This is a genomic window from Actinoplanes sp. NPDC026670 (assembly GCF_040638175.1).
Lineage (GTDB): Bacteria > Actinomycetota > Actinomycetes > Mycobacteriales > Micromonosporaceae > Actinoplanes.
The window spans coordinates 168,165-174,603 of the sequence record NZ_JBEZXU010000009.1 but is presented as its reverse complement, the minus strand read 5'-3'; the positions used below and the strand labels follow the sequence as shown (position 1 = coordinate 174,603).

The window sequence follows — 6,439 nt, the reverse complement described above, 5'->3', positions numbered from 1 at the left end:
GTTGCTCGTCGCCACGGCTTGTCGCTCACGGATCGTTGCTCGTTGCTCGTCGCTTACGGCTTGTCGCCCATGGCCCGTTGCTCGTCGCCACGGCTTGTCGCTCACGGATCGTTGCTCGTTGCTCGTCGCTTACGGCTTGTCGCCCATGGCCCGTTGCTCGTCGCCACGGCTCGTTGCTCACGGCTCGTTGCTCGTCGCCTTCGGCTCGTTGCTCGTCGTTCGCGGTTCGTCGTTCGCGGATCTTGCACGACTTTTCACCCTCGCGCCGATCTTGCAGCCCTTTTCGCATCCTGACGGGAAGAAAGTTGCAAGGTCTCCTCGGCGCGATGGATCTTGCATGACAAACCACGTCCAGGCATGAAAAATCATGCAAGATCGCTGCGAAGGTGGAGAACTGTGCAAGATCTACAGCGTTGGCCTGGGACCGATCCTTCGCGAATGCGACATTCCCGGCCTCGGTCCGGTGCCTCAGTTGCATGCGTGATCGGTTCGACAGTCCGAAGACTGGGCCGGAAACATCGCACGGCAGAGGGATGACCGCGGACGGGGCGAAAGCCTTGAAGAAGCTTCATGACGGAGGGCCGGCACCGGGGTTCCGGTGCCGGCCCTCGTGGTCGGGGAACGATTCGGGTGGCAGGGTGGCCGAATCAACCGGCCGGGGTTGGTCAACAGATGGCGGGCGTCAGCACCAGACAAACGTGGTGGCCCGATGCGTCAGCACGAGACGACCGTGGTGCCCGGCACCTCAGCACGGGACAAACGTGGTGGCCCGGTGCCTCAGTACGAGACGACCGTGGTGGCCCGATGCCTCAGCGCGGGATGACCGTGGTGGCCCGATGCCTTGGAGGGGTCAGTTCGGGGCCGGCAGGGTTGTGGCCAGCATGCAGACCGCGAGGAGGCGGCGCAGCACCCAGTCGTTCTCGGACCAGTCGATCTCGTCCTCGGGGGCGACCCAGCCGTGCTGGAACGCGGCGTCGCGGACACCCTCGGCGTAGGCCGCGAGCAGGATCGCGGTCAGCGGGCGGGAGTCGGCGTTGAGGCTGTCCCGGATACCGGCGGCGTGCTGGTCGATGACCGACATGAGGCCGGGGTTCGCCTGGGCGGCGGCGAGACCGGTCACGCCGACAGCGGCGGTCAGGTCGGCGAGCGAAGCGTGGGCGGAGCGCTGAGCAGCGCGGGCGGCGGCGTTGCTGAACAGGCCATTCATGAGAAGAAACGTTAGGGAGCCCAGGGTGACCGACGGGTCTCTCAGCGTTGCAGGCCGGTTGAACTCGTCCGGGCCGGGAAATGGGGGTGGCGGAACGGGAGGAGTGGTCATGGGCGGTGTGGAACCCGGCGGCGACGGGCCGGATGCGGCGCACCGGCCGCCGGACGGCCTGGACGACGTCACGGTCGAGGCGCTCGGGAAGCTCAGCGAGGCGCTGGAGACCGTCGAGCGGGTGCGCGGGCACCTCTACAGCGTGCACCAGCTCGTCGGGATGGCGGACTTCTCGCTGGATGCGGCGGTCTCGCTCTTCATGCAGGCGGGGCACACCGAGACGGCCGAACGGATCGAGCGGGAGCTGATCGGGCGCAACGTCCTTCCGGGGCGGTGGACGTTCCAGGTCGTCGAGGAGTTCGACGACGGGTACTACGCCGAGTTCCGGGAGATCGAACGGGAGGCTCGGATGCGGCTCGCGGGTGGGCGGCGGCATCTCTACGAGGCGGGCCTCAAGGAACGACGGCGGACACACGGACGTCCCGGCCACGAGGCGCGACCGGGACGAGAAGAAGAAAGCACGCCACCGGCCGAGCCGGACGACCGACCCGGGCGGCCCGAGTAAGGACGCGGCGATCCGCAGGAAGGGCCGGGCGGCCCGAGTAAGGACGCAGGCGACCCGTGAGAAAGGCCGGGCGGCTCGAGGCAGCGGCCCGCAGGAAGAGCCGGGCTGCCCGAGTGAGGAGGCGGGCAGCCCGCAGGAGGAGCCGGGCGGCTCGCGTAACGAGGCGGCGACCCGAGTGAGGACGCAGGCGGCCCGCAGGAGAGCCGGGCGGTCCGAGTCATGAGGCGGCTGCCCGCTGGAAGTGGCGGGCGGCCCGGGCGAAGAGATCGACGGCTGAGCCGAGGGTTACTCCGGGTAGTCGGCGGTTTCCGGGCGGCGGCGCTCGGCGTCGTCGGCGATGATCACGGTGGCTACCACCATGGCCACCACGACGGCGAAGAACCAGGACGCGTCATCGACCAGCTTTGCTGCCAGGGGAGCCTGGAAAGCGGCCAGGAGGAAGCCGACCCAGGCGAAGCGGCGCTGACGCTCGGAGAGGAAACCGACAGATCGCACCCAGAAAGTCTGGCGCGATATGGGCGGATCGCCGTCACCCGTTCGGCCGATTCTCCGTTGTCCGATGGTGCCCTCCGACTTGCGTCTCCGTCGCTCAATTGTCGTCGCCACCGGGGTTGTGGCGCTGGCGGTGGGAGGCGTCGCGATGGTCTGGCCGACGCCGGCCGCGCCGCCTCCGGCGGACGTCGGGCCGGTGGCCGACGAACGGATGGTCGCCGGGCCGCTGGACGGCCGGACCGCCGCGTGGCTCACTGTGGGTGATGCCGCGGCGCGGGTACGGGTACGCTTCGCGCGCCTGCCGGGCCTGCTCTACCGGATCAGCACCGCCTCCGACGCGGGTCTCGTGCCGGTGGTGAGCCGCCGGGACGGCCGGGTCACGCTGCGGCTCAACGAGGCCGACGGGGACGGCCTGGACGAGGTGCGGATCGTCCTGAACCGGAATGTGCGATGGGACATCCGGCTGCCGGCCGGGGCCGGGGAACAGCAGCTCAACCTGCGGGACGGCCGGGTGCACCGGGTCGAGGTCGGCTCGGCCGGGCTGGCCGAGGTGTGGCTGCCGGAGCCGGACGGGACGGTTCCGGTCGTCTTCACCGGCGGGATCGGCACGGCCGTGGTGTCGGTGCGGCGGGGGACCCCGGTGCGGATCCACCTCACTCAGGGCGCGGGATCGGTGGAGACGCCGTGGATCGCCAACAACGGCACCGCCGCCGGCACCGTGCTGCGTGAGCCGGACTTCCAGGAGGCCCTCGACCGGTACGCGATCCGCGCCGACGGCGGCATCGGCGCCCTCGTCCTCCGGCGGCCAGCGGACCGGGATCCACTGGACGCCCCGGAGCCGGCCACCCGGCAGCCCGGCCCGGCGATCCGGCGCCCCGCCCCGAACCCGGCCGTCGAGCAGCCGAACCCGGCCGGCCAGCATCCGAAACCGGCCGGCCAGCATCCGAAACCGGCCGCGGAGCAGCCGAAACGGTCGACTGATCAGCGGAAGCCGGCCAGGAAGGGACAACGGCCCGGATCCGCGCCCGCGCCCGATCAGAGCGCCCGGAAGATCCGGCGGACTCCCGCCCAGGGCCAGAAGGCCGAGCCCGGGCGGGACCAGATGGCCGCGCCAGGAAAGGGGCAGAAGCCCGCGTCAGGGAAGGGGCAGAAGCCCGCGCCCGGCAAGGGGCAGAAGTCCGCGCCTGGTAACCCGCGCCCCGGCACCCAGTCATCGAGGCCCGACCGGGACACGGCGGCCGCCGAGCCGACCGGCGGGCCGGCGAAGAATGCGCCCGGCAAAACCGCTGATCCGCTACGGAACGGCGGGTCGCCTGGTGACGGCGCGGCGAAGGGGACCCGGTCCGGGGTGGCGAAGACGCCGAAGCGGGACCGGGCAGCCGGTGACCACCGGATCAGCCCGGAGGCCGGGATTCGGTCCGGTGTCTCGCCTGCCGGGCCGTCGTAGGCTCAGTGTTCTTCGTAGCCGTACCAAAAATGAAAAACAGGAGACGGCCACCGATCGGCGGCCGTCTCCCGGGGTGAGCCGAATGTTCAGGCGCCGGGCCGGTCGACCTGGCCGCGCCATGCGCCGGTCTCGATCCCGCCGCGGCTCTCGATGAACTCCTTGAACCGGTGCAGATCGCTCTTCACCCGGCGGTCGATGACGCCGAGCTTGTCGCCCGCGGTCTCGATGAAGCCCTGCGGATCGAAGTCCATCTGCACGGTGACCCGGGTGTGGGTGTCGTCGATCCGGTGGAACGTGACCACACCGGCCTGCTTCTCGCCGTCGGTCGCATGCCAGGCCACCCGCTCGTCGGGCAGCTGCTCGGTGATCTCGGCGTCGAATTCGCGCTTGATGCCGGCGATCTCGGTCTTCCAGTGTGTGTGGGTGTCGTCGAGCTGGCGGATCTCGCTGACCCCCTCCATGAACCGGGGGAACTCCTCGAACTGGGTCCACTGGTTGTAGGCGGTGCGGACCGGGACGTTGACGTCAACGAACTCGGTGACCGTGCTCACGAGGTTCTCCCTTCACTTGCTTGTCACGATCACTGGGTGCCCGGGAGCGGATGCCCTAAACACCGGGTAGCTTGCGAAATGTGGACGACGTGGACGCCATCGTCGTCGGGGCCGGGCACAACGGCCTCGTCGCGGCGAACCTGCTGGCCGACGCTGGATGGACGGTCCGGGTGCTGGAGGCCACCCCGCAACCGGGCGGGGCGGTCCGCTCCGGGCACGTGACCGCGCCCGGCTACCTCTCCGACCTCTTCAGTGCCTTCTACCCGCTCGGGTACGCCTCCCCGGTGCTGAACCGCCTCGACCTCGACATCGCCTGGACCCACGCGCCGGACGTGTACACGCACCTGCTCCCGGACGGGCGGGCCGCCACGGTCAGCCGCGACGTCGACCGGACCGCCGAGTCGATGGAGCAGTTCGCGCCGGGTGACGGCGACCGGTGGCGGCACGCCTACGCCGACTGGCGGGCCGTCTCCGGCTCGATGCTGGACACCCTGTTCACGCCGTTCCCGCCGGTCCGGCCCAGCGTGGGGCTGCTCCGGCGGCTCAAGGCCGGCGGCGCGCTGCGACTGGCCCGGCGGATGGTGCTGTCGGTGCGCGAGCTGGGTTCGGAGCTGTTCGACGGGGAGGGCGCGGCCCTGGCCCTGGCCGGCTGCACCCTGCACACCGACCTGTCCCCGGACGAGGCGGGCGGCGGCGTCTACGGCTGGCTGCTCGCCATGCTCGGCCAGGAGGTCGGCTGGCCGGCCCCGGTCGGCGGGGCCGGCCAGCTGACCTCGGCGCTGGTCCGCCGCTTCCCGGGGGAGATCGTCTACGACGCCCCGGTCACCCGGGTGCTGGTGGCGCGAGGTCGGGCCATGGGGGTGCGCACCGCGGACGGCCGGGACTGGCGGGCCCGCCGGGCGGTGATCGCCGACGTGCCCGCCCCGGCCCTCTACCTCGACCTGGTCGGCGAACGCTGGCTGCCGCCCCGGCTCACCGAGGACCTGACCCATTTCCGGTGGGACGGGGCGACGATCAAGATCGATTGGGCGGTACGGTCGAAGGTCCCGTGGAAGAACCCGGCCGCCGCCGGCGCGGGCACCGTGCACCTGGGCGCCGACATGAACGGCCTCACCAGGTACGCCGCCCACCTCGCCGCCGGTGAGATCCCGCCCGACCCGTTCCTGCTGCTCGGGCAGATGACCACCACCGACGCCACCCGGTCACCGGACGGCACCGAGTCGATGTGGGCGTACACCCACCTGCCGCACCGGCCGTCCTGGCACGCCGACGAGATCGCCGCGCATGTGGAACGGATGGAGGCGGTGATCGAGGAGCAGGCGCCCGGCTTCCGGAGCGAGATCGTGGCCCGCAACGTGTTCGCCCCGGCCGACATGGAACGGGAGAACCCGTCGCTCGTCGGCGGCGCGCTCGGCGGTGGCACCGCGGCCGCGTTCCAGCAGTTGTTCCTGCGCCCGGTGCCGGGCCTCGGCCGGGCCGACACCCCCGTCGACAGGTTGTTCCTCGGCAGTTCGTCGGCCCATCCGGGCGGCGGCGTGCACGGGGCGCCGGGCGCCAACGCGGCACGCGCCGCCCTGGCCAGGCACGGCAATCCGCTCTACCCGGCCGTCATCGGCGCGGCCCACCGGGTGATCTACCGCTGAGCAGGCTCCGGCGCCGGGCCGCGGCGGCACGCAGCGCCGGCCAGAGCCGGAGCCGCCGGGAGCTGTCCACCTGGGCGAGCAGGTGGGCCAGCGCCGGGCGGTCCTCCCTGGGCACCAGCGTCACGATGATCAGAATCGGGGCGATCGCGGCCACGAGCTCCACGACCAGGAGGAACATCACCAGCAGGGCGACGGCGGCGACGATCATCAGAGGCCTCCGACCAGGGCCGCGGCGATGAAGACCAGCGCGGTCGCCACGGCGAGACCGACGGCGGCGAGCGCGGCGGCGGCCTGTACCAGAGCGCCGATCGGGGCGGTGGCGCGCTTGAGGAGATGCAGCGCGAGGACCAGGCACGTTCCCGCGATGATCAGGTAGAGAAGACTGCCGCTGTGCAGTCCGAGGGACAGGTCGGTTGTCGGCATGGTGGCCCCCTGTGGCGGAGGGATGCTGTGCGCCTTCGCTGGCGTGAGGTCGACCTGGTT

The 6,439-nt window shown here is 71.4% G+C and carries 8 protein-coding genes; 3 read left to right on the top strand and 5 right to left on the bottom strand.

Annotated features, from left to right (window positions below; genetic code table 11):
• Window positions 1–850: 850 nt before the first annotated feature.
• The gene (locus tag AB0E94_RS11945) at window positions 851–1,207 is read right to left on the bottom strand and encodes a DUF6401 family natural product biosynthesis protein (RefSeq protein WP_360325423.1); all 357 of its coding nucleotides are present in this window, start codon (window positions 1,205–1,207) and stop codon (window positions 851–853) included.
• A gap of 109 nt (window positions 1,208–1,316) precedes the next feature.
• On the opposite strand from AB0E94_RS11945, the gene AB0E94_RS11940 reads away from it, so the two are divergent.
• Window positions 1,317–1,823: a hypothetical protein gene (locus tag AB0E94_RS11940; RefSeq protein ID WP_360325421.1), complete on the top strand. Its 507-nt coding sequence runs from the start codon at window positions 1,317–1,319 to the stop codon at window positions 1,821–1,823.
• A 285-nt stretch (window positions 1,824–2,108) separates the two neighbouring features.
• Here the strand turns inward: AB0E94_RS11940 and AB0E94_RS11935 are convergent, their stop codons facing one another.
• The gene (locus tag AB0E94_RS11935) at window positions 2,109–2,318 is read right to left on the bottom strand and encodes a hypothetical protein (protein WP_360325420.1); all 210 of its coding nucleotides are present in this window, start codon (window positions 2,316–2,318) and stop codon (window positions 2,109–2,111) included.
• A gap of 145 nt (window positions 2,319–2,463) precedes the next feature.
• Between AB0E94_RS11935 and AB0E94_RS11930 the strand changes: the two genes are divergently transcribed.
• Window positions 2,464–3,762, top strand: coding sequence for a hypothetical protein (locus tag AB0E94_RS11930; protein ID WP_360325418.1), 1,299 nt, complete (start codon window positions 2,464–2,466; stop codon window positions 3,760–3,762).
• An 86-nt stretch (window positions 3,763–3,848) separates the two neighbouring features.
• Here AB0E94_RS11930 and AB0E94_RS11925 read toward each other — a convergent pair whose 3' ends face one another.
• Window positions 3,849–4,313 (bottom strand): SRPBCC family protein, encoded by a 465-nt coding sequence (locus AB0E94_RS11925; RefSeq protein WP_360325417.1) that lies wholly within the window; start codon window positions 4,311–4,313, stop codon window positions 3,849–3,851.
• An 80-nt stretch (window positions 4,314–4,393) separates the two neighbouring features.
• On the opposite strand from AB0E94_RS11925, the gene AB0E94_RS11920 reads away from it, so the two are divergent.
• Window positions 4,394–5,956: an NAD(P)/FAD-dependent oxidoreductase gene (locus AB0E94_RS11920; RefSeq protein ID WP_360325415.1), complete on the top strand. Its 1,563-nt coding sequence runs from the start codon at window positions 4,394–4,396 to the stop codon at window positions 5,954–5,956.
• Here the strand turns inward: AB0E94_RS11920 and AB0E94_RS11915 are convergent.
• Window positions 5,922–6,164 (bottom strand): hypothetical protein, encoded by a 243-nt coding sequence (locus tag AB0E94_RS11915; protein WP_360325413.1) that lies wholly within the window; start codon window positions 6,162–6,164, stop codon window positions 5,922–5,924. The two genes, AB0E94_RS11920 and AB0E94_RS11915, sit on opposite strands and share 35 nt — an antisense overlap.
• Complete coding sequence (locus AB0E94_RS11910) at window positions 6,164–6,379, bottom strand: hypothetical protein (protein ID WP_360325412.1); 216 nt, start codon at window positions 6,377–6,379, stop codon at window positions 6,164–6,166. Before AB0E94_RS11910 ends, AB0E94_RS11915 begins: the two co-directional genes overlap by 1 nt.
• Window positions 6,380–6,439: the final 60 nt, after the last annotated feature.

Bases quoted from the DNA above. Each gene is read 5' to 3' on its own strand.
- AB0E94_RS11915 (WP_360325413.1), bottom strand. From the start codon at position 6,164: ATGATCGTCGCCGCCGTCGCCCTGCTGGTGATGTTCCTCCTGGTCGTG.
- AB0E94_RS11910 (WP_360325412.1), bottom strand. From the start codon at position 6,379: ATGCCGACAACCGACCTGTCCCTCGGACTGCACAGCGGCAGTCTTCTC.
- AB0E94_RS11940 (WP_360325421.1), top strand. From the start codon at position 1,317: ATGGGCGGTGTGGAACCCGGCGGCGACGGGCCGGATGCGGCGCACCGG.
- AB0E94_RS11945 (WP_360325423.1), bottom strand. From the start codon at position 1,207: ATGAATGGCCTGTTCAGCAACGCCGCCGCCCGCGCTGCTCAGCGCTCC.
- AB0E94_RS11930 (WP_360325418.1), top strand. From the start codon at position 2,464: ATGGTCTGGCCGACGCCGGCCGCGCCGCCTCCGGCGGACGTCGGGCCG.